Raw genomic sequence first — 21,673 nt, forward strand, 5'->3', positions numbered from 1 at the left:
TTTTTGCAATTGAGTTGCAAAAATAAATAAATGCAACTCAATTGCAAATAGCAATTAAAAATATCGGGTGAAGCCTTGCTTTACCATTTAACAATGTAGGTACATTCCATCGCACCGTTTTTTCGCGTAGGCTTATGATGGTCAAGCGATACGTTTACAATGGAAAAAGCAGGTTTAAATTTTCGTGCCATTGCCGTAATAATACCGCGGTCAAATTCGCTTGGATAAGGGTTGCGACATTCCATAACGGCTGTTTTGCTTTTTTCATCAAAAGAAACCAGTTTGTAGTAGCCGATTTCGCCGTTGCGGTGATTCATGTGGTAGGCAACATCAATAGAAGCCAAGGCACTTTTTAAATCGTTGATTTCGGGCGGGAAAGCAGCATTTTCAGGGATGGCTTTACCTACCGAAAACAGGGTGTTATCGCCAAAATTTTCGCCAATAGTGCGAAAGGCGTTCAACCAGTAAATCTGCGGATACCATCCATTTGGTTCAACATTGGGTAATTGATGCTGTGCCAAAATGGATAACATTGTGTCCCGATAAGCAGGAATCGCATTTACGAAGGCAAGAATTGTACGACCATTTACTTCTACAGCAGGGTCAAAAGGAATGTATTGAGCCATACCTGATACAATAAGGCGGAAAACAAAAAAGAACCCATGCGAAGTGTTTGTCAGGTATGGTGTTAAATTTCTAAAAAAAAAGGCAAACAGCCAATAAGCCGTTCGCCTTTTTTAGATATACTAAGTCTGATTAGTCGTCGTTTCTGCCGCCGAAGAGCATCATTATGTAGTAAAGCAGTGTAGCTATGGAACCGATAGCGGCAACTACGTAGGTCATGGCTGCCCACCAAAGAGCATCCTTAGCCATTCCATACTCTTCTCTGTTGACAATGCGGGCATTGTTTAACCATTGCACGGCGCGATTGCTTGCGTCAAATTCTACGGGCAGCGTGATGACGCTGAACAAGGTAATCATGGCAAACAAGCCTACACCAATGTACAATGGCAGAGGTGTTACCTGCATCAGGAAGATGCCTGCCAGCAAAATCCATGTTACCCAGTTGGAAGCAAAGCTTACCACGGGAACGAGCTTAGAGCGCATCTCGAGGAAACTGTATGCGGTTGCATGTTGCACGGCGTGCCCTGTTTCGTGAGCAGCTACGGCAGCGGCAGCAGCATTGCGGCCATAGAATACCTCCTCGCTCAGGTTGATGGTTTTATCGGCCGGATTATAGTGGTCGGTCAGTTGACCGGGTACGCAAGTGATTTCTACATCATAAATGCGGTTGTCTATCAGCATTTTGTGCGCAATTTCAGCGCCGCTCATGCCGGAACTGAGCGGGGTCATGGCATAGGTGCGGAATCTGTTTTTCAGCCTTGCCTGTACTGCCCAGCTAACCGCCATAATAATTAACGAAAGTATCAACATAGCTTTTTCTCCTTGTTTAACTGTAATAATATACAACGCAAATCAAATGCGCAAGTTACGATGCTGCCATTTTGTCATTTTTTGCCGCTGGTTTGAAAAGCAGGCTTGCACCCAGTGCCAACACGCCAAAAACAATGTAAGACAGCAATTGTGAGCTGTGTGCCATAAAAGCAAACTCCTGCGCAGGGGGTTGTGCAATGCCATAAGCTGACAGTGTGGCAGTTACAAACAAATGGTAAACTCCGATGCCTCCCTGCACGGGTGCTACAATGCTAATGCCACTCATCATTAAAATGGCAAGTGCGCAGTGCCAGTCTAATTGCTCGGTGGCCGGCATGGCAAAAAACAGCACATACGAAGTCAGGTAATAACAAGCCCAGATAACGACTGTATGCAGCAAAAAGCCGATGCGTTGGGCTGTGGAAAGTTGCAGCACGGATAGTACGCCGTCTTTCAGCCCTTTGAGAAAACCAATGATTTTTTGTGCCCACATGAGTTGCATCCAGTAGGAGCGGGTAGCATATGCAACTGCAATACCGCCAAGGGCAACCAATGCCACACCTCCGAGCAAGAGGCCTTTGTTGAGTGCATTACCTTGTGCATTACCACCGAAAATTTGCGTGAGAAAATCGCTGAGGCGGTCAAATTCCAGCCATAACGCCCCGAGCGTAAACAGCACAAGCATAAATAAGTCAAAAACGCGCTCGGCAATGACCGCACCGAAAGATACTTGGAAGGGAATGCCTCTCATGCGTTGGAGTACGGCACTGCGGCTCACCTCGCCCATCCTCGGCACAACTAAGTTGGCCAGATAACCTATCATCACGGCAATAAAGGCAGGCACGGCACCGGCGTTATAACCCAAAGGTTTGAGCATGATAGCCCAGCGAATGCCCCTGCTCAGGTGTGCAGTCAGCGACAAGATGATGGATACGGCAATCCACTCCCAGCGGGCTTGTGAGAGGTTGCGCCAAAGTTCGCCGAAGTCCTGATTGCGGTAAAGCATCCAGAACAACCCAATGGCTATGGCAAGTGTGAGAATATATTTAAGTGCCGAAATGGCTTTTTCTTTCATAAAGCAAGCAGATGTGAAGCAGCAAAATTCGCGGATTTTATATCACTGCCCAAATCATGGCGGGTTATAAAAAAGTTGCGCAAAAATTAGCTTTTTTCGTTTTTTGTTTGTACTTTAATCACATGGGGCTGTTTTTCTGTTTGATTTGCCCGTAACTCATTTTTAGCCTTAACGCACTTGCCTGCTTTTTTCACTAAACAACCTTTAATTATACCATGGAGTCATTGCTTTTTCCTTTTCCCTTTTTATTGTGGATTGCGCTGGCAGCAATCTTCGGTGCAGTTTTAACCTATTTTTTTACGCAACAGCGTTTGGCAAAGTTGGAGAATGATTATGAACAATTGCAAATGGAAGCCGATGAGTTGGAGGATGATGCCAATCGCAAAATTCGCGAATCATCGCAGCAGGTGTCTGTTATGAGCCGCAAATTGGAAGAGGCACAGCAGGAATTGCTGATGTACAAACTCAATGCGGAAAAAGAAAAGCAAAGTATGGCCAACGAAATCAGACAGTTGAATATTCAGTTGGATGCCGGTGAGAACGAAATGGAAGTGATGCGTGTTTATTGGGCACGCAAAGAACAGGAGTGGAAATCGGTACAGGAGGGGCTAAATGCTCTTTTGTCCGAAAAAGACCAAATCATAGCAGATTTGCACGCATCTTTGGCACGGCTTGCCGCCGGTCAGGCACAGCAATCGCTGCAACGCAAAGAAGAAAAAGCCGTTATCGGGCAATCGGCCGAAGATATTCAGTCTTCATTGTTGTAAACCGTAACATTCCTCAAACGACAAGCCTTCATTGAGGCATTGGCAAAGCATTAGCAATCCTTGTTGCTGTTGTTTGGCATACCAGCTATTTACTTCGTGGCGTGCGGTCAGGTAATTCAGGTATACGTGGTGCGGGTTGCCGAAAAAATGGCGGTTACTGCTGATGGTATGCAGCGGCGGCGCGTATCGGCCGTTTTGGGTGAATGATTCCCACTCGGCTTCTGCTTCGGGAAAACGCTCGTCGAGCAACATAGCAAGCCCTTCATCAAACCAAGCGGGTACTTCAAATGTGCGATTCCACCAGCCCACCCGTGCCATCAGTTCGGCGTGGCAAAGTTCGTGCGCCAGAACGTCCGTATTGATACCGTCCGGTTCTAACACGATGTAAGCCCCCGTAACGGCTAAATGTGTAAGTCCGGTGCGTGCATTCACTGCGCCAAAGTAGCGGATGGCCTGCAAGTCATGCCCGGCAATGACCACGGGCTGTGCTTGCTGCGAGCCAAAGAAATCGCTGATTCGCTTGCTTGCTTTTTGCAAATGCAGCAACAGCGTATCGCGCATTTCCATCGGCATCTGCGGCGTAACGTACACGTTGGGTGCAATCATTTCCACTTTTTCACGGCTGATATTCAGGCAGCGGAAATAGCCGGGTCTTAGCACAATGTAAATGCCTATTGCTGTCAGCAACAGCAGGAAAAGCAACAACAATATGCGAAAAAACCATTTCAAGGCTGTAATGAGTGATTCAGACAGGCTTGTATGCTTGCCATTACTTTCTGCGTAGCACCTGCATTTCGCTTGACATAAGCCTCACATGTCGCAGATGCTTTTTGGTAGGCATCTGCATCATTCAACCATTTGCTGATGATGGCGGCGAGCTCGCCTGTGCCGGCAATGGTGAAGGCGCCTCCTTGTGCCAGCAATTCATTGGCTTCGCGAAACTGTCGGTATTTGCGGTTGCCAAATACGACGGGTACACCAAAAGCAGCCGGTTCCAGAATATTGTGCAGGCCGTCTTTAAAGCCACCGCCAACATAGGCAACGGTGCCGTATATGTACAGGCGGTTCAGTAAACCTACGTTGTCAATCAACAAGGCGCGGGTGTGGTGCAGACCTTCTGCGCCTGTTTGCAACAAGGCCGAATAGCGGACAGCGCCTCCCTGCCCGAATACTTTTTCTATGTCTTGCAGGAAACTTTCGCTGATTTCATGCGGTGCAATAATGAACTTACAACGGGTAATCAGTTGCTGCACGTCCTTGCTAATAACGTCCCAGTCATCAGGCCAGAGGCTGCCAATAACTACGACCTTGCTTTCATAGGCAAAGTGTGCGGCAATACTTACCGGTGCTGCTGCATCCGCAATTTGTGCCACGCGGTCTATGCGCGTATCGCCCGATACCGTTACATGGTTGATGTGGATGGATTGCAGCAATTGCTGCGAAGTATCGTCCTGCACGTGTATTTCGCGGAAGAAATGCAGCATTTGCCTGTAAAATCCGCCATAGGGCTTAAAAAACAATTGTGAGGGGCGAAAGATGGCGGCAAAAAGCAATACAGGGACATTTTGGCGGCTCAATTCACGCAGGTAGTAATACCAAAACTCGTATTTTACGAACAGCACCAACTCAGGGCGAACCAGATTGACCAATCGCCGTGCCTGTTGGGGAGAATCGAGCGGCAGGTAGAGCACCCAGTCTGCCTGTTCATAGTCTTTTCGTATGTGGTAGCCGCTTGGCGAAAAAAAAGTGAGCAGTACCTTGTGGTTCGGATATGCTTTGCGAAAAGCCTCAATAACAGGTCTGCCTTGTTCAAACTCTCCCAGCGATGCACAGTGAAACCATACAACCCGATGGGAGTGATTGGCAAAAATTTCTTCCCATAGACAAGTCTGTTGTTTGCGGCCTTCCAAAAAATCCGATGCTTTTTGGTTAAACAGCGCAGCAATCCGCAAACCGATGCGATAAATAAGCAAAAACAAATTGTAAAGCAGCAATGAGCAGGATAATTTTGTGAAGTGTACAAAATTAGCACAAGCTCAACAACTTGAAAATCGGATTAATCAATCATTGCATATGAAAACTCAAGCAATTATCTGCCTGCTTGCCGGCGCAATTGCATTGGCACAAGCAGGCTGTTCGCCTAAGGCAGAAGAACAACAAAGCGAGGCCGCTGCTGCAACGGAAGCATCGGTAGGCCAGCCGGTAGCCACCGAAACTACTGCGCCGGCAACTTCGGAGGCTGTCGCTCAGCCCGCTGAGTTTGCTCAGTTTCAGTTTGAAACGCAGGAGTACAATTTCGGCACAATTGAGCAGGGTAAGAAAGTTCGCTATACCTATCAGTTCACCAACACAGGAAAAATTCCGTTGGTGATTTCGCAAGTGCAACCGCAATGCGGCTGTACGGCGGCAGATTATACCAAAGACCCTGTTCCTCCGGGCGGCAAAGGTCAAATTGTATTGGAATTTGACAGTAGCGGCAAAGAAGGGCAACAAAATAAAATTACCACCGTGTTTGCCAATGTGCAGGGTGGCAGCACTATTTTGGGTATGACAGGGGTCGTGCAACCGCTCGGCGATGGTCGCCCGTTGAGAAGAAACTAACCTCCGTTTTTTTTGGTCATGAAATACCTGATAGCAGGTTTGGGCAACATTGGCCCTGAATATCATGAAACGCGCCACAATATCGGCTTCATGGTGGTTGATGCGCTGGCTAAGTACCATGAAGCCTCTTTTTCCTTTGAAAAGTTGGCTTATACTTCCGAATTCAAACAAAAAGGGCGCGCCATTTACCTCATCAAGCCTACAACCTACATGAACCTAAGCGGCAAAGCCGTGAACTATTGGTTGCAGCAATACAAAGTGCCTGTGGAAAATCTGCTGGTGATTGTGGACGATTTGGCACTGCCTTTCGGCAAGATGCGTCTGCGGCCTTCGGGCAGCAGCGCCGGGCACAATGGGTTGAAGGATATAGAAGCCGTTTTAGGTACGCAACAGTATGCCCGCTTGCGATTCGGCATTGGCAACAACTACCCCAAAGGCCGTCAGGCCGACTATGTATTGAGTAAGTTCAATGCCGAAGAAATGGCAGAGATGCCGCTGCTGCTACAACGGGCGCAGGATATAGTATTGTCGTTCTGTACAGTAGGCATTACACCTACCATGAACCAATACAACCAGTAACGGTAGCGGTTTGATTGCCAAGATTAAATCGCGAACTCCATATAAAACTCCAAATCCATGCGGTCATCAATCGGGACGAGCATAAATGAAGGCCGTTCTACCCGATAATCCGTTAGTTGTATGGAGAAGTTGCCTTTTACTTGCAGGTTTTTGCCATTCCGCACAAGCGCCACAGGGAAACTGACCGAGCGGGTGATACCGTGGAAAGTCAGGCTGCCCTGCACCTCTGCCAGAGTGTCGGAACTGTACGTAATTGCATTGCTCACAAAAGTTACTTTGGGATATTTCAGGGCTTCCAATACTTCCAGTGCGTGGCTGTCGCGGTTAGAGTTGCCGCTGTCAAAATCGGCAATTTTGGCGGCAACCGCTACTTTCTCTATACGCCCGATGCCGTCGTTATAGACGATGATACAATCAGCCTGCTTGTTTTTCCCTTCCCATGCGTGGAGCGCATGAACAGCTTTGTAGGAAATATAAGAACCGGCCTTGTCTGCCCTAATGGTGCGATTGGTTGTGGCAAACAGCATCAGCCACACAGATAGCCAGAGCATACGCTTAGTTATTTCGGATGGTCAGTCGGTCGCCGGTGGCATTAATTTCAGTTCGGTAGGTGCGTAAACCACCCGAGCCAAATGAGTTCAGCCCTCTGCCGTTGGTGTCAAATTGGGCACCGTGTACATCGCAGAAGAAAATATTCTGTGTCGGGTTGAATGACACCCGTTCATTGCCCTCATGGCTGCAAATGCGCGTAACGGCAACATACGCACCTTGATTGGTGCGTGCCACTACTATTTTTTGTGCTTGCAGAATAACAAAGCCTCCGTTGTTTCGCAAAACATTGTAGGAGGCAGTGGTCAGGTCAAGTGTAAGTCCGTCTGCCGGCAACGATGTAGGCTCAGGGGCATTCTTGTTACTGCTGCAACTGCCAAGGCATACGGTTGCCAACAGGGCAGCGCCGCTCAATCCCAGCGATTTGAGAAATTCGGTTCTGTTCATAGTAGTGGTGTGTTTAAAGAAACAGGTATTAAAATTTCATGATAACCATAGACACCGCCAATCCGCCAAAAGCAGTAAAAGCAGCAGCGCGATGATAGGGTTTATACTCAGGAAGTGAGGCTTTTTCGGCGAGCGCCAGCGTGGCAATCATGCCTGCCATATGCAAAAACGCCAACCGTTTATGCCATTGGGTCGTGCTGTTGCGGTCTTTTTTTCGGTTAATCATTGGCGGCGGTGCAAGCAAGGAAAGCGCCGCAGTAGAAAAATATGTTACCGTAATGCCCGTGGCAAGTCCTTCGTGTGCATTGCGCAGTTCTCTGCTGTAATTGTTGTATAGTCGCTGCCCTACAATACCCTGCGCAACCATGCCGCCCAGCGTAGCATACCCCAGCGCTTGATGTAAAACAAGCATGGTGCGACGTGCTTTCAGTTCGCGGGTGCGTGCGGCTTCTGTCAATGGAGCAATACCGGAAATGCGCAACAATCCCTTTTTACCCCAAAGCAGCCCTTGCGTCAGCATCATTCGTTCGGGCAGCAAAACTGTGGCTGTATCTTCTTGTTCCAGCAGATTTAACAGCGAATCGGTTTGGGCATGGGCAGCGGGCAGCCCCCAACACAGCAACCAGACAACAATCAGGCAAAATTGTTTCATAAAATGCACCCCTAAACATGTAACTTAAAGTCTGCAATGCATGTTTTATTAAGAGAACAAGCCGATTATCCGGTTTAGATATTAAGCCGTTACATCTTCCCGGCGTATAATAACCTAAGTACGCTGTTAAATATTTGTTGGTTGCATGGCCTTTTTAATTTTGAAGCAATGAAACACGGTCGTTTTCTGATTTTTTTTGTAGGCATCATTGCCATGTCTTGTAGCAAAGGCAATTTGCAAGAAGACCCGCAGGCTGACTTAAATGCCCCCCTTCGTCCGTACAATCTGCAAATTCCGGACTATTTCAGCCGTAATTTTCAGATGCCGGCCGACAATCCTCTCACCGAACAGGGGGTAGAACTTGGCCGCATGTTGTTTTATGACACCCGTCTTTCATCCGACAATCGCGTTTCCTGTGCTTCTTGTCATCAGCAAAGCGCTGCTTTTTCCGACAATAACCGTTTCAGCCGTGGCGTACAAGGGCGCATAGGCGTGCGCAACAGCATGTCGCTGGCCAACCTGATGTGGGTCAATCGCCTGTTTTGGGACGGGCGCGCAACCTCGCTGGAGCAGCAGGCACTTGTTCCCATCGGCCATCCCGATGAGATGAATTTGCCACCCGACCAAGCCGCAGCTAAGTTACAGACGATTCCCGAATATCCGCCGAGGTTCAAGCAGGTTTTTGGCTCTGAACAAATTACTCCGATGAATATTGCCAAAGCACTGGCACAGTTCCAGCGTACACTTATCAGCGCTAACTCGCGCTACGACCGCTATCTGCGCGGCGAATATCGCCCTACCTCATTAGAGTTGCAAGGTATTCAACTGTTTTTCACTCACCCGATTCCTGAAATCGGGCTGCGTGGCGGCAACTGCGGCGATTGCCACGTGGGGCCGCTTGTGCAGGGCGACCCGGCGGCTTTCAGAGGGTTTCACAACAACGGGTTAGATACCGATGCTACGCTGTCTCCGGGTTTGCAGGCTGTAACCAATAACCCTAACGACCGCGGTAAATTTCGCGCCGTATCGCTGCGCAATATTGCCTTGACAGCGCCTTACATGCACGACGGCAGATTTCGCACACTTGAAGAGGTATTGGAACATTATGACCAACACGTGCAAATGAGCCGAACCTTAGACCCGCTGATTATTGAAGCAAGCAATGAAATTCGGACAGATGACAATGCGCCCGTGAAACTGCATTTGACCGCACAGGAAAAACGCGCCATTCTGGCGTTCCTCCACATGCTCACCGACAGCACCTTTATTCAAGACAGACGTTTCAGTAATCCTTTTGTAGGCAGGTAAGCATTGCAATAGGTGTTTCGGAAGCCCGATTTGCAACTTCAGAATTAAACAAACAAGGCGATATGTGGCGCGTGCAACGGCGCGTGCAACGGCGCGTGCAACGGCGCGTGCAACCTTCTGAACGAAAGAATAGAAAATTTACACGGCTGCTTATTTAGATTAAGTCTTAATTGATACTATCTTTGCGCCGCAATTTTTTTACAAACCATGTTAAAGCCTCAGCAAGTTTCTCCTCAGGTAATCCCTGCCGACATATTTTGCCCGTTCAGTTGTCATGAAAGCATTTGTCAGGGTAAAGACAAGTGTTGCAAAAAATACAAAAAAGGCAAGCGCTGCAAAAAGTGCCCTGATGCATAGCCCTATCAGGCTCTTTTGAAACTCATTGTACGCTTTTGAATTATCTTTCAAAAGTTTGTAATTTTTTTGCCTTGTTTTTACTACATTGCGAAAATCACTGCATGAATGTTGTCATTCTTACAGAAAATAGTTAATGAGGTTAACTATTTGTCGCACTCAGACGTTTTCGCCTGTTGTAAAAACTGATTATGAAGCCGCGTACTTTATTTGACAAAATTTGGGACAGTCACGTTGTTGCAAGCCGCCTCGGGCATCCCGACGTACTGTATATTGACAAGCACTTTATCCACGAAGTAACCAGCCCGCAGGCATTTGCAGGCTTGCGCAAGCGCGGGCTGCCTGTATTCCGAACCGACCGCACGGTAGCCACTGCCGACCACAACGTACCCACCAAAGACCAGCATCTGCCCATCAAAGATGCACTCTCACGGATGCAGGTAGAAACCCTGACAAAAAATTGCGCCGATTTCGGGGTAGAACTGTACGGGCTTGGGCATCCCTATCAGGGCATTGTGCATGTTATCGGCCCCGAATTGGGCATTACGCAGCCCGGCATGACCATCGTTTGCGGCGACAGCCACACCAGCACGCACGGAGCTTTTGGTACTATTGCCTTCGGCATCGGTACAAGCGAAGTGGAACAGGTGCTGGCCACGCAGTGCATCCTGCAATACAAGCCCAAACGCATGAAAATAGAGGTCAATGGCACGTTGGGCAAAGGCGTAACAGCAAAAGATATCATCCTCTATATCATATCCAAAATTTCGGCAAGTGGCGGCACAGGCTACTTCGTGGAATATGCCGGCAGTACCATCCGTTCGCTGAGCATGGAAGCCCGCATGACCATTTGCAACATGAGCATTGAAATGGGCGCACGCGGCGGACTGATTGCCCCCGACCAAACCACGTTTGACTATATCAAAGGCAGAGAATTTGCCCCCAAAGGTGAGGAATGGGATAAGGCACTTGCCTACTGGCAAACCCTCTACACCGACGAAGGCGCAGAATTTGACCGCGTGCTGACTTTTGATGCCGCCGACATAGAACCCATGATTACCTATGGCACCAACCCCGGCATGGGCATCAAAGTAACCGACCGCATCCCGACGGCGGAGGAACTGGCAGATATTTCCGAAGTACCTTCTTTCCGCAAATCATTGGAATACATGGGTTTGCGCGAAGGCAGCCCCATGCAGGGGCAACCCGTGGACTATGTGTTCATCGGCTCTTGCACCAATTCGCGCATAGAAGATTTGCGGCAGGTTGCCTCTTTCGTGAAGGGCAAGAAAAAAGCCCCTAATGTAGAAGTATGGGTCATTCCCGGTTCGCAGCAGGTGAGCAGACAGGCACAAGCCGAAGGATTAGACAAGATTTTTGCCGAAGCAGGCTTTGAAATGCGTGGTGCGGGCTGTTCTGCCTGTCTGGGCATGAACGAAGACAAAATTCCTGCGGGCAAATATTGCATCTCTACCTCTAACCGCAATTTTGAAGGCAGGCAAGGCCCCGGCGCAAGAACCTTCTTGGCAAGTCCGCTTTCTGCCGCCGCCGCCGCCATCACAGGCAGCGTAACCGATGTGCGCGAAATGTTGTAAATTGTAGGATAAACATCAGTAAGGACAGAACCATGACAGAGGCTATCACATTGTCGTTCAAATCAATAGGCGGGCTTTCGCAAGAGGAGTTCATGCAGTTCTGTCTGGAAAATCCCGACCTGAAATTTGAACGCACATCCGAAGGACAAATCATCATTACGCCAAATACGGGAGGACGAACGGGAGATTTAAATTCCGAAATCAACATGCAATTGCGCCTTTGGAATAAGGCGACTAATCTTGGAAAAGTATTTGACTCATCTACCTCTTTTCGTCTGGCAAGCGGTGCGGTGCGTTCACCCGATGCCGCGTGGATAGCCAAAGAGCGGTGGGAGCAATTGTCGGAACAGGAGAAAGAGGAGCATCCACCGCTTTGTTCTGACTTCATTGTTGAGTTACGTGGGGAGACGGAAACTATCGGCGAGCTAACGGAACGCATACAAGAATTTATTACCAACGGCTGCCGTTTGGCATGGTTGATTGATGCCGATGCACAAACGGTTTACGTGTATCGTCCCGATGCTGTACCGGAAACGGTGCAGGGTTTCAATCAACGCCTTAGCGGCGGAGATGTACTGCCCGGCTTTGAGTTAGACCTTTCGCAGTTGCAATGAAACAACTATTGCGGACATATCAACTTGTACATACCGACCTAACGGTTGCGCGCATAAACTTGACGGGTCTTCAAGCCCCGTCAGGTTTGGGTAGCTACTTCTATATATGCTTGCTCGTACTTGCCTTTACAACTGCAAGTTGTACACCGCAAGGCGAAACGCTGCGCGGACGGCTGATGCCTAAGTCATGGAGCAAAACCATCCAAAGCTACTGCGCGGGTGGCAGCGGCTATTGGGTGCTGCAAAAATCTGACAGCAGCGAAGTAATCCTGTTCATTGCTGAAACGGGCACGCTGACAACGCAGGCAGAAAAGCTGACAGGGCAAGCGGTAGAACTGCGCGGACAAATGCAGCAGTACACCGTAGTGTCTTCCCCCAACCCAATGGAACAAAAGCCCATCGGCATGGACGGCAAACCCGCTGCCGTTTCATGCGAACGATTTGAAGTAACAGCCATTCAACCTTTGGAAAACTGATTATGCAAAAATTCACCACACTCATAAGCACTGCCGTGCCTTTGGCAGTGGAAAACATAGACACCGACCAGATTATTCCGGCGCGATTTCTTAAAGCGACTACGCGCGAAGGCTTCGGCGAGAACCTGTTCCGCGATTGGCGATATAATCCCGACGGCAGCCCCAAACCCGACTTTGTGCTGAACAATCCGCAGTACAAGGGCGAAATATTGGTGGCAGGCAAAAACTTTGGTTGCGGCAGCAGTCGCGAACATGCCGCATGGGCAATTGCCGACTACGGTTTCCGCGTGGTAGTATCCAGCTTTTTTGCCGATATTTTCAAAAATAACGCCCTGAACAACGGCATTTTGCCCGTAGTCGTTTCGGATGCTTTCCTGAAAAAACTCTTTGCCGCCGTTGAAGCCCATCCGCAAACGCAAATTGAGGTCAATCTGGAACGGCAAACCATTACGCTCTTAGAGGACGGTTCGCAGGAATCGTTTGACATCAACCCCTACAAAAAAACATGCCTGATAAACGGCTACGACGACATAGACTATTTGCTGTCGCTCAAAGCAGAAATTGAAGCCTTTGAAAATCAAAGAGCAGTTTAAATCAACTTTCAAATCCTCTGACAGGGCTTGCAGCCGCGCTTGCAGCCGCGCTTGCAGCCGCGCTTGCAGCCGCTGTCAGGGATTTCAAAAAGCCTGTTAGCCACCCGCGTTGCACGTCGCAGACGCTAACAGCGCTTTTAACAACCAAGGACAAATATTGGCACTCAAAACACACACAACACCATTAAACACACATAGCTCACCTTCACTTTTTCCGATGTATTCAAAATGAGGTACACCTGATTTCATGTCTCAACAGAAGATTCTGATTATCCCCGGCGACGGCATCGGGGCGGAAGTAACCGAATGGGGCAAGCAAGCGTTGCAAGCCATCGGCGAAATTTTTGGTCATCGCTTCACCTTTGACTATGCCCTGCTGGGTCATGCGGCGATAGAGGCAACGGGTTCGCCCCTGCCCGAGGAAACCCTTGCCAAAGCCCGAGAGTCGGCAGCGATTTTGTTCGGTGCTATCGGGCATCCCAAATACGACAATGACCCTTCTGCCAAAGTGCGCCCCGAACAGGGCTTGCTTGGCTTGCGCAAAGCCTTGGGGCTGTACTGCAACATCCGCCCAATTCAGTTGTTTGATGAACTCATCGGCGCGTCCAGTCTGAAACCCGAAGTGTTGCGCGGTGCGGACATCCTCTTTTTCCGCGAACTGACGGGCGATGTGTATTTCGGGCAACCCCGCGGGCGCACCGAAGACGGCTTGACTGCCTACGACACCATGATTTACAGCAAGTACGAAGTGGAACGCATTGCCTGCAAAGCCTTTGAAGCCGCCCGCTTGCGTCGCAAAAAAGTCCATTCGGTGGACAAAGCCAACGTGTTGGACAGCAGCCGCCTGTGGCGCGAAACAGTCAATGAAGTTGCCAAAGACTATCCCGACGTAGCCCTGCACCACATGTTTATTGATACTGCCGCCATGGCACTCATCAAAGACCCGCGACAGTTTGACGTAGTACTCACGGGCAACCTTTTCGGCGACATTCTCACCGATGAGGCTTCGCAAATTGCAGGCTCTATGGGGATGTTGGCTTCGGCTTCCATTGGCGACAGCACAGGCTTCTACGAACCCATTCACGGTTCCGCACCTGACATTGCAGGCAAGGGCATCGCCAACCCCATGGCAAGCATTCTTTCCGCGGGCATGTTGCTTTCCTACGCCTTCGGGCTGCACGCAGAGGCAGCAGCCATTCAGAAAGCCGTGGCACTCACGCTCAAACAAGGTTGGCGCACGGGCGACATCGCCGACGGCAACACCCCCGCCGACCGCATTTTAGGCACTGCCGAAATCGGCAAAAAAATCGTTGAGAACATCATTCAGGTAACACAGGCGGTAGCTGCATAGCACATCGCCACTCAAATTTGGTCATCTATCCATCTAAAAAATAAGCAAATGAGTAACCGAGTCTATGTGTTTGACACCACGCTGCGCGACGGCGAACAGGTGCCGGGATGTCAGTTGAACACACAGGAAAAAATCATGGTCGCCCGCGAGTTGGAAGCCTTGGGCGTGGATATTATTGAAGCAGGTTTCCCGATTTCCAGCCCAGAAGACTTCCGTTCGGTACAGGAAATTTCCAAAGCCGTCAGTGAACCCGTGATTTGCGGGTTGAGCCGTGCCGTAGAAAAGGACATCAAAACCGCAGCCGAAGCCTTGCAGTATGCTAAGCGCAAGCGCATACATACGGGATTGGGTGCTTCGGATTTCCACATTGAGCACAAATTCCGTTCTACCCGCGAGGAAATGTTGGAACGCGCCGTTCGCGCCGTTAAATACGCCAAATCGTTTGTGGAAGATGTGGAATTTTTTGCCGAAGATGCCGGACGCGCCGACCCTGTCTATCTGGCGCAGATGATTGAATTAGTTATTGCCGCAGGTGCAACCGTGGTCAATATTCCCGATACGACGGGCTACTGCCTGCCGCATGAATACGGAGCCAAAATCAAGTATTTGGTGGAAAACGTAAAAGGCATAGAAAAAGCCACCATTTCGGTACACTGCCACAACGACTTGGGGCTGGCTACGGCAAATTCCCTGTACGGGCTGATTAACGGTGCGCGGCAGGTAGAATGTACCATGAACGGCATCGGCGAACGTGCCGGCAATACTTCACTGGAAGAGGTGGTAATGATTCTGAAAACCCACAAATACCTCGGATTGGAAACCAATATCAAAACCCAACAACTTGGGCCGTTGAGCAAACTCGTTTCGCGCCTGATGCGGATGCCCGTGCAGCCCAATAAAGCGATTGTGGGAGCAAATGCATTTGCACACTCATCAGGTATCCATCAGGACGGCGTATTGAAGCACCGCGAGAACTACGAAATTATTGACCCTGCCGATGTGGGCGCAGGCAGCAGCAGCATTGTACTCACTGCCCGCAGCGGACGTGCCGCACTGAACTATCGCTTGGAAAACATCGGCTTCAAGTTAGACCGTGCCGAGCTGGACATGGCCTATGAGCAATTCCTCATCTTGGCAGACCAATATAAAAACATCAACGACGACCATTTGCAACAGCTCATGGCAAAAATGCAGCTTAAAGCCGAAGTTTAAAAATTTTCAAAGAAACATGGCCAACCCTTTGGACTTTTCAATGCGGATGCGTAATTTTGAGAAAATCGTTAAAACTGATGTTGTTCAATATTGTTGTGCTGGTCATTATTCTTCTGCCGATTGTCGGATGAGAAGTGGCCTGTTGCACACATAAATAGAAGCCTTTCCATCCGACCTGATGGAAAGGCTTTTTTATAAGTATTCTTCGGCAACCTTATCAAAACCATACAACCATGTATTACAACGACAAGACCGTTTCATTTTTTGACGGCAAATTTTTGAAAAGTAAAGACACAGGCATTAGTCCCTATTCACAAAGCCTCCACTATGGACTGGGGGTTTTTGAAGGACTGAAAGCCTATCAGACACAGCACGGCGTGCGCATCTTCAAGCCAATGGAACATTTTGCCCGCATGAAAAAAACCGCGGAAGCCTTGCACATGAAGTTTGACTACGACACAGCCGAACTGGAAAAGATTGCTTATGAATTATTGGAACGCAACAAACTGAAAAATGCCTATATACGCCCCATACTCATTGCAGCCGACAATATGGGGCTTATGGCAGGAGGCGATGCCAAGTTGTTTATGGCTGCTTGGAAGTGGCCGCGCTACCTTGGCGACCGACTGCTCAATACTTGTATCAGCCCATATGTGCGCATTAGCCCCAAGGCAATGCCTGTGATGGGTAAAATTACCGGCAGCTATGTACCCAACATTATGGCAAGTACCGAAGCCAAACAACGCGGCTTTGACGAAGCTATTATGCTGGATGAAACCGGCTGTGTGGCACAAGCGCCGGGTTCTAATATTTTCATAGAAAAAGACGGCATACTCATCACCCCTCCTTTGGGATATATCATGCCCGGCATTACCCGCGCAACAGTAATGGATTTGGCAAAATCCCTGAAAATAGAAGTCCGCGAACGCATCATTACAGTAGAAGAACTTTTGGAAGCCGATGCTGCCATATTTACCGGAACGGCAACCGAAGTGGCAGGTATTGCCTCTGTGGATGGCAATTTACTGAAACTGCCTTTTAACAAATCGCAATGTGCCCGTATCGCAGAGGCTTACAATGAATTGGTACATTCTGTTCACGAACCGGCCTATACAATCATCTGATGGAACTCAATAAATTCAGTCGCACTTTTACTCAGGACGAAAGTCTGCCTGCTGCCAAAGCCATGCTCTACGGCGTGGGGCTTACCGATGAGGACATGAATAAAGCCCAAATCGGGATTGCCAGCACAGGCTACGAGGGCAATACCTGCAACATGCACCTCAATGCACTTGCCACACGCGTTAAGGCAAGTTTGAATGCAACCAATAAACTCATCGGCTTAACTTTTAATACGATTGGTGTTTCGGATGGCATGACCAATGGCACGGATTGGATGCGCTACTCGCTGCCCAGCCGCGATGTGATTGCCGATTCCATAGAAACCATTGTCGGCGGGCAATGCTACGACGGCGTGGTTGCCCTCGTCGGCTGCGACAAAAACATGCCCGGTGCCATGATTGCCATCGGCAGATTGAACCGCCCCGCCATTGTCGTTTACGGCGGTACCATCAACTCGGGACGCTACGACTACGGGCAATACAAAGGCAAAAAATTGGACATCATCTCGGTTTTTGAGGCTTACGGAAAAAAAGTTGCCGGAACTATTACCGACGAAGAATACAAAGGCGTTATCAAAAACGCTATTCCGGGTGCAGGTGCTTGCGGCGGCATGTACACCGCCAACACAATGGCAACAGCCATTGAAGCCTTGGGCATGAGTTTGCCCAACAGCAGTTCGTTTCCTGCCATCAGCCCGATGAAGCACGCCGAATGCGACCAGATTGGTGAGGCGATGTTCCGGGCCCTGCAACTGGATTTGAAGCCTCGCGACATCATGACTTTTGAAGCCTTTGAAAACGCCATTACGATGGTTATGGCGTTGGGAGGCTCTACCAATGCCGTGCTGCACCTGTTGGCAATGGCAAAAACCGTAGGCGTAAAACTCACCCTTGCCGATTTTCAGCGCATCAGCGACCGCACGCCCTACATTGCCGATTTGAAACCGAGCGGCAAGTATTTCATGGAAGACCTTTGCAACATTGGCGGCGTACAGGCAGTGATGAAAATGCTCCATGCCGAAGGACTCATCCATGGCGATTGCATGACCATTACAGGCAAAACCATTGCCGAAAACCTTGCTGCTTCGTCAGGTTTGCAAGAAGGGCAGGATATCATCCGCCCGCTCAGTCACCCGATTAAAGCCACCGGTCATATCCAAATTTTGCAAGGCAACCTTGCTCCCGAAGGGGCGGTAGCCAAAATTACAGGCAAAGAAGGCGAACGCTTTGAAGGCAAAGCCCGTGTATACGATTCGGAACAGGCATTGAACGAAGGCATCGCCCGTCAGGAAATTCAGCCCGGCGATGTGGTTGTTATCCGCTATTGCGGACCCAAAGGCGCGCCCGGCATGCCCGAAATGCTCAAACCGACTTCGGCTATCATGGGCTCGGGCTTGGGCGATAAAGTGGCACTCATCACCGACGGGCGTTTTTCAGGTGGAACGCACGGCTTCGTAGTCGGACACATTACGCCCGAGGCACAAGTCGGCGGCCCTATTGCCCTCATCCGCAATGGCGACACCATCATTATTGATGCGGTCAATCGCCGATTGGAGGTGCTGGTGAGCGACGAGGAACTTGCCCAACGCCGCCGCGAGTGGCAGATGCCACCCTACAAAGTCCAAAGCGGGGCACTTTGGAAATACATCAAAAATGTAAGTTCTGCTTCCGAAGGCTGCGTTACCGATGCATAAAAAAGCATAACGGAAGCCGTTATGAGGTTTACCAACGAAAATCTATCAACAAAATAGTTAATGAGGTTAATCAATTTTAGGCAATTTTATGGGAATGCTTTTGCAGGAAGAGGCTGATTTGTCCACAGCCATCCATTCACAAACCGTATTAGGGGAGTGCATCATGGAGAAAAAAGGAATCAGCGGGGCGGAAGCGGTGGTGCTGTCGCTGCTGGCTGAGGGAGTTGAGTGTGTATTTGGCTATCCGGGCGGTGCCATTATGCCGGTTTATGATGCGCTGTATGACTACCGCGACCGATTGCAGCACTTTTTGGTGCGACATGAACAAGGCGCAGCTCATGCCGCGCAGGGTTACGCAAGGGTGCAACGCCGTGCAGGCGTTTGCATGGCAACTTCCGGGCCGGGGGCTACTAACCTCATCACCGGTATTGCCGATGCGATGATTGATTCTACCCCGATTGTCTGCATTACGGGGCAGGTCGGCAAGCATTTGCTCGGCACGGATGCCTTTCAGGAAACCGACGTAATTGGTATTTCTATGCCTATTACCAAATGGAACTATCAGGTTACGCGTGCCGAGGAGATTCCCGAAGCAATTGCAAAAGCATTCTACATTGCCCAAAGCGGTCGCCCGGGGCCTGTGCTGATTGACATTACCAAAAATGCCCAAACCGAATTTTTTGATTTTCAGTACCGCAAGTGCACCAAAATCCGCAGCTATTTCCCCAAGCGAAAAGTGGATTTGAGCTCCGTAGAACGCGCCGCTGACCTGATTAACAACGCCGAGCGTCCTTTTATGCTCATCGGGCAGGGGGTAGTGCTGTCGGGTGCGCAGGCCGAAGTAAAAGAAATGGCCGAAAAAGCGGGCATCCCTGTGGCAAGCACCTTGCTGGGGCTTTCTGCCATGAGCGTACACCACCCGCAATACGTAGGATATTTGGGTATGCACGGCAACTACGGCCCCAATGTGCTTACCAACGAATGCGATGTACTCATTGCAGTCGGTATGCGATTTGATGACCGCGTTACAGGTCGTTTGGACGGCTACGCCAAGCAGGCAAAAGTGATTCACATAGAAATTGACCCTGCCGAAATTGATAAAAACGTAAAGACCGAAGTTGCCGTTGTGGCAGATGCCAAAGAAGCATTACAGGCACTGTTGCCACTGTTGGAAGTAAAGCGCTACCCCGAATGGATGGCCAAGTTTAAGGAATGTGATGCAACCGAGCGGGAAAAAGTTATTTTGAAAGACTTTGCACCCACTACATCGCTGCCAAAAATGGCGGAAGTCATCCATATGCTTTCCCAACTGACACAAGGCAAAGCTATCATAGCTACCGACGTAGGGCAGCATCAGATGATGGCCACGCGCTACTATGAATTTGACGAGCCGTACAGCAATATCACTTCCGGCGGTTTGGGAACAATGGGCTTTTGCTTGCCGGCAGCCATTGGTGCAAAGGTAGGCCGCCCCGACAGGCAGGTAGTGGCAGTTGTTGGCGATGGCGGCTTCCAAATGACTTTACAGGAACTGGGCGTTATCATGCAGTACAATATCCCCGTGAAAATACTTGTGCTGAACAACAACTTCTTGGGTATGGTGCGCCAGTGGCAACAGTTGTTTTTTGACCGGCGCTATTCCAGCGTGGATATTCAGAACCCCGATTTTGTGAAGTTGGCAGAGTCGTACTATATCCCTGCGCGCCGCGTAGACAACCGCGAAGAACTGGGCGAAGCATTAGAAGAAATGCTCAACAGCCAATCCGCCTATTTTCTGGAAGTAATGGTAGAAAAAGAAGATAACGTATTCCCGATGGTGCCTGCGGGGGCTTCGGTTGCCGAAATTCGGCTGGAATAGTTGTCAGGGTGCGCCGTAGAGACAACAGGTATGCCCTCTCCCTCCATCAATAACAATATTAGTATCACGGCAACAACATCAACACCTGATTTATGCAAGCCTTAGAAGAAAATCAGCAGCGATATACTGTATCTATTTTCACAGAAGACAAAGTCGGCCTTTTAAGTCGCATCACGGCCATTTTTACGCGCCGTAAGATTAATGTGGACAGTTTGACCGTTTCCGAAACGGAAAACAAAGGCATCAGCCGATTTACGGTAGTTATCCGCACCGCTCCCGACCGCATCGGCGTGATTGTGCGACAGATTGAAAAACAAGTGGAGGTATTGAAAGCCTTTTATTACAACGACGAGCAGATTGTTTATCAGGAATTGGCATTGTACAAAATGCCGACGGAAGCATTTGCAGGCAGCCAAGTAGTAGAAAAAATCATCCGCGATAACTACGCCCGCGTCATTACGATTGAGCCGGAGTTTATAGTGATTGAGAAAACAGGCCATGAAGAGGAAACCATGAAACTGTTTAATGAACTTAAACCCTATGGCGTACTGAGTTTTGTCCGCTCCGGCAGAATTGCCATAGCCAAGCCGATGAAACTGTTAAAGGTGCATTTGGAGGAATTGGAAAATATCTCGGCGTTTTAGTAGCGCGCTGCCTCGTGCCAGTGCATGAGTAAACGCCTGAATTCTCTTCCCCAGAAACTTTCATTATGGCGGCCTCTGTCCCGCACGGCAACATACAGCCGACTGTCGGGGCGGTGGCCGCTTTTCAGTGCCTCATAGATGCGGTGCAATGCGGCTGCCATATAGCGGCTTTCGGTGCGACTGCCGACAACATACCACCGCGTTGGATGCTTTTCATGCAATGCCAGCAATTCTGCCACCTGTGGATTGAACCAGAGCGAGGGCGACAGGGCAGCTATGTTGCCAAAAGTTTCCGCAAAAGCAGCACCTGCATAGAGTGCCAGTAAACCTCCCATTGAGCTGCCACACATGGCCGTATGCTCCCGATGGGGGAGTGTGCGGTAATTGCTGTCTATAAAAGGTTTGATAAACACCTGAATATCGTGCAGGAACGGATGCGCCAAACCGCCGCCCATTCCTTTCCGCTCGAAGGGTGCGTATTCATTGAGCCGCTCGCCGCCGCCGTTTTCTATACCGACCAATATCCATCCGTGCTTGGTTCGGTTGCTGTGGTGGTTCATAATGCGGTCTGCGTGCCAAGCCTTGGCATATGCTTTTGCCTCGTCAAAGAGATTTTGGCCGTCGTGCATATACATGACCGGATAATGGCGAACAGAGGTACGGTAGTCCGGCGGCAAGCAGATGTGTATCGTGCGCTTGCGCCCGAGGCTCGGCAGGTAAAAATCGGGCAGTGTGATGATTGGGTTCAT

General features: G+C 49.6%; 23 protein-coding genes. 14 read left to right on the forward strand and 9 right to left on the reverse strand.

What is annotated here, in order from left to right; all coding sequences use genetic code 11:
* Positions 1–80: 80 nt before the first annotated feature.
* The 3 genes from NDK19_RS05675 to NDK19_RS05685 form a co-directional block, all read right to left on the reverse strand.
* Positions 81–626 (reverse strand): hypothetical protein, encoded by a 546-nt coding sequence (locus NDK19_RS05675; protein WP_250630882.1) that lies wholly within the window; start codon positions 624–626, stop codon positions 81–83.
* A 130-nt stretch (positions 627–756) separates the two neighbouring features.
* Positions 757–1,434 carry a zinc metallopeptidase gene (locus tag NDK19_RS05680; RefSeq protein WP_250630883.1) on the reverse strand — a complete coding sequence of 226 codons (678 nt, stop codon included), beginning with the start codon at positions 1,432–1,434 and terminating at the stop codon, positions 757–759.
* Between the two features lie 55 nt (positions 1,435–1,489).
* Entirely contained in the window at positions 1,490–2,509 is a 1,020-nt protein-coding gene (locus NDK19_RS05685) for a lysylphosphatidylglycerol synthase transmembrane domain-containing protein (RefSeq protein ID WP_250630884.1), read from the reverse strand.
* Between the two features lie 215 nt (positions 2,510–2,724).
* Between NDK19_RS05685 and NDK19_RS05690 the strand changes: the two genes are divergently transcribed.
* Positions 2,725–3,276, forward strand: coding sequence for a hypothetical protein (locus NDK19_RS05690; protein ID WP_250630885.1), 552 nt, complete (start codon positions 2,725–2,727; stop codon positions 3,274–3,276).
* On the opposite strand, the gene NDK19_RS05695 is transcribed toward NDK19_RS05690, so the two are convergent.
* Together NDK19_RS05695 and NDK19_RS05700 are read right to left on the reverse strand one after the other, a co-directional pair.
* Positions 3,265–4,005, reverse strand: a complete 741-nt coding sequence (locus NDK19_RS05695) for a hypothetical protein (protein WP_250630886.1) — start codon at positions 4,003–4,005, stop codon at positions 3,265–3,267. The genes NDK19_RS05690 and NDK19_RS05695 overlap by 12 nt on opposite strands.
* Positions 4,002–5,255 carry a 3-deoxy-D-manno-octulosonic acid transferase gene (locus tag NDK19_RS05700; RefSeq protein WP_250630887.1) on the reverse strand — a complete coding sequence of 418 codons (1,254 nt, stop codon included), beginning with the start codon at positions 5,253–5,255 and terminating at the stop codon, positions 4,002–4,004. The genes NDK19_RS05695 and NDK19_RS05700 overlap by 4 nt, the downstream gene beginning before the upstream one ends.
* A gap of 94 nt (positions 5,256–5,349) precedes the next feature.
* On the opposite strand from NDK19_RS05700, the gene NDK19_RS05705 reads away from it, so the two are divergent.
* Together NDK19_RS05705 and pth are read left to right on the forward strand one after the other, a co-directional pair.
* Positions 5,350–5,877 (forward strand): DUF1573 domain-containing protein, encoded by a 528-nt coding sequence (locus NDK19_RS05705; RefSeq protein ID WP_250630888.1) that lies wholly within the window; start codon positions 5,350–5,352, stop codon positions 5,875–5,877.
* 18 nt (positions 5,878–5,895) lie between these two features.
* Positions 5,896–6,456 carry an aminoacyl-tRNA hydrolase gene (gene pth, locus NDK19_RS05710; RefSeq protein WP_250630889.1) on the forward strand — a complete coding sequence of 187 codons (561 nt, stop codon included), beginning with the start codon at positions 5,896–5,898 and terminating at the stop codon, positions 6,454–6,456.
* 23 nt (positions 6,457–6,479) lie between these two features.
* Here the strand turns inward: pth and NDK19_RS05715 are convergent, their stop codons facing one another.
* From NDK19_RS05715 to NDK19_RS05725, 3 genes are read right to left on the reverse strand one after another with little or no spacing between them, the layout of a single operon-like run.
* Complete coding sequence (locus NDK19_RS05715; protein ID WP_250630890.1) at positions 6,480–7,007, reverse strand: YceI family protein; 528 nt, start codon at positions 7,005–7,007, stop codon at positions 6,480–6,482.
* A 4-nt stretch (positions 7,008–7,011) separates the two neighbouring features.
* A complete protein-coding gene (locus NDK19_RS05720) occupies positions 7,012–7,452 on the reverse strand; it encodes a QcrA and Rieske domain-containing protein (protein ID WP_250630891.1) in 441 nt (146 codons plus the stop codon).
* A gap of 28 nt (positions 7,453–7,480) precedes the next feature.
* A complete protein-coding gene (locus tag NDK19_RS05725; RefSeq protein ID WP_250630892.1) occupies positions 7,481–8,104 on the reverse strand; it encodes a hypothetical protein in 624 nt (207 codons plus the stop codon).
* Positions 8,105–8,272: 168 nt separating this feature from the next.
* Between NDK19_RS05725 and NDK19_RS05730 the strand changes: the two genes are divergently transcribed.
* The 11 genes from NDK19_RS05730 to ilvN all read left to right on the forward strand — a co-directional run bounded on the left by NDK19_RS05730 (position 8,273) and on the right by ilvN (position 20,924).
* Positions 8,273–9,412, forward strand: coding sequence for a cytochrome-c peroxidase (locus NDK19_RS05730; protein WP_250630893.1), 1,140 nt, complete (start codon positions 8,273–8,275; stop codon positions 9,410–9,412).
* 545 nt (positions 9,413–9,957) lie between these two features.
* Positions 9,958–11,361, forward strand: coding sequence for a 3-isopropylmalate dehydratase large subunit (leuC, locus tag NDK19_RS05735; RefSeq protein ID WP_250630894.1), 1,404 nt, complete (start codon positions 9,958–9,960; stop codon positions 11,359–11,361).
* Positions 11,362–11,393: 32 nt separating this feature from the next.
* On the forward strand, positions 11,394–11,975 hold the full coding sequence (locus tag NDK19_RS05740) for a Uma2 family endonuclease (protein ID WP_250630895.1): 582 nt from the start codon (positions 11,394–11,396) through the stop codon (positions 11,973–11,975).
* A 59-nt stretch (positions 11,976–12,034) separates the two neighbouring features.
* Entirely contained in the window at positions 12,035–12,451 is a 417-nt protein-coding gene (locus NDK19_RS05745; RefSeq protein WP_250630896.1) for a hypothetical protein, read from the forward strand.
* Positions 12,448–13,044: a 3-isopropylmalate dehydratase small subunit gene (gene leuD, locus NDK19_RS05750; protein WP_250631003.1), complete on the forward strand. Its 597-nt coding sequence runs from the start codon at positions 12,448–12,450 to the stop codon at positions 13,042–13,044. Before NDK19_RS05745 ends, leuD begins: the two co-directional genes overlap by 4 nt.
* Before the next feature lie 247 nt (positions 13,045–13,291).
* A complete protein-coding gene (gene leuB, locus NDK19_RS05755; RefSeq protein ID WP_250630897.1) occupies positions 13,292–14,395 on the forward strand; it encodes a 3-isopropylmalate dehydrogenase in 1,104 nt (367 codons plus the stop codon).
* 48 nt (positions 14,396–14,443) lie between these two features.
* On the forward strand, positions 14,444–15,607 hold the full coding sequence (locus NDK19_RS05760; protein ID WP_250630898.1) for a 2-isopropylmalate synthase: 1,164 nt from the start codon (positions 14,444–14,446) through the stop codon (positions 15,605–15,607).
* A gap of 233 nt (positions 15,608–15,840) precedes the next feature.
* Entirely contained in the window at positions 15,841–16,731 is an 891-nt protein-coding gene (locus tag NDK19_RS05765) for an aminotransferase class IV (RefSeq protein WP_250630899.1), read from the forward strand.
* Complete coding sequence (ilvD, locus tag NDK19_RS05770; protein ID WP_250630900.1) at positions 16,731–18,422, forward strand: dihydroxy-acid dehydratase; 1,692 nt, start codon at positions 16,731–16,733, stop codon at positions 18,420–18,422. Before NDK19_RS05765 ends, ilvD begins: the two co-directional genes overlap by 1 nt.
* Positions 18,423–18,585: 163 nt before the next feature.
* Positions 18,586–20,280: a biosynthetic-type acetolactate synthase large subunit gene (ilvB, locus tag NDK19_RS05775; RefSeq protein ID WP_250631004.1), complete on the forward strand. Its 1,695-nt coding sequence runs from the start codon at positions 18,586–18,588 to the stop codon at positions 20,278–20,280.
* 92 nt (positions 20,281–20,372) lie between these two features.
* The gene (ilvN, locus tag NDK19_RS05780) at positions 20,373–20,924 is read left to right on the forward strand and encodes an acetolactate synthase small subunit (RefSeq protein WP_250630901.1); all 552 of its coding nucleotides are present in this window, start codon (positions 20,373–20,375) and stop codon (positions 20,922–20,924) included.
* Here ilvN and NDK19_RS05785 read toward each other — a convergent pair.
* Entirely contained in the window at positions 20,921–21,673 is a 753-nt protein-coding gene (locus NDK19_RS05785) for an alpha/beta hydrolase (protein WP_250630902.1), read from the reverse strand. The genes ilvN and NDK19_RS05785 overlap by 4 nt on opposite strands.

Source organism: Rhodoflexus caldus, assembly GCF_021206925.1.
GTDB lineage: Bacteria > Bacteroidota > Bacteroidia > Cytophagales > Thermoflexibacteraceae > Rhodoflexus > Rhodoflexus caldus.